The sequence below is a fragment of the Kitasatospora sp. P5_F3 genome (genome assembly GCF_054049135.1).
Genome location: NZ_JBFUMY010000195.1, coordinates 1 through 950, shown reverse-complemented (window position 1 = coordinate 950; position 950 = coordinate 1). Strand labels below are relative to the sequence as shown.

Sequence of the window (950 nt, the reverse complement as noted above, 5' to 3'; positions counted from 1 at the left end):
GAGGCGACGCTGACGCCCTCGAAGAGCTGCAGCAGGCGCTGCAGGGGGTCGTAGCCCTCGGCGCGGCGGTCGTAGACCAGGTCGAGGGCGACCGTGCGCTGCTCGTCGGGGATGCGGGCGATGGGCAGGATCTTGGAGGCGTGCACGATCGCCGAGTCCAGGCCGGCTTCGACGCACTCGTGCAGGAACACCGAGTTGATGACCTGCCGGGCCGCCGGGCTGAGCCCGAAGGAGATGTTGGACAGGCCCAGGGTGGTCTGCACGTCGGGGTGGCGGCGCTTCAGCTCGCGGATCGCCTCGATCGTCTCGATGCCGTCGCGCCGCGACTCCTCCTGGCCTGTGCCGAGGGTGAAGGCGAGGCAGTCCACCAGGATCGAGCCCTCGTCGACGCCGTACTCGCCGGTGAGCTGGGTGATCAGGCGCTCCGCGATCGCCACCTTCGCCTCCGCGGTGCGGGCCTGGCCCTCCTCGTCGATGGTCAGCGCGATTAGGCCGGCCCCGTGTTCGCGGGCCAGTGAGGCGATCCGGCCGAAGCGGGTGTCCGGGCCGTCCCCGTCCTCGTAGTTCACCGAGTTCAGCACCGCCCGCCCGCCCAGCGCCTCAAGGCCGGCGCGCAGGACGTCGGGTTCGGTGGAGTCCAGCACGATCGGCAGCGTGGAGGCGGTGGCCAGGCGGCCGGCGATCTCCTTCATGTCCGCGACGCCGTCCCGGCCGACGTAGTCGACGCACAGGTCCAGCAGGTGGGAGCCGTCACGGATCTGCTCACGGGCGATCTCCACACACGCCTGCCAGTCACCGGCCAGCATCGAGTCGCGGAACTTCTTCGACCCGTTGGCGTTGGTGCGCTCGCCGATCGCCAGGTAGGAGGTGTCCTGACGGAACGACACCGGCTGGTACAGCGACGCAGCCGACGGCTCCGGGCGCGGGTCACGGACGGCGACCGGGCGGCC

1 protein-coding gene is annotated in these 950 nt (G+C 71.1%); it reads right to left on the bottom strand.

Going from position 1 to position 950, the window contains the following annotated elements:
• Positions 1 to 950, bottom strand: a 950-nt coding sequence (locus ACXJMZ_RS37295; protein ID WP_457034429.1) for a dihydropteroate synthase, incomplete at both ends; no start/stop codon positions are given.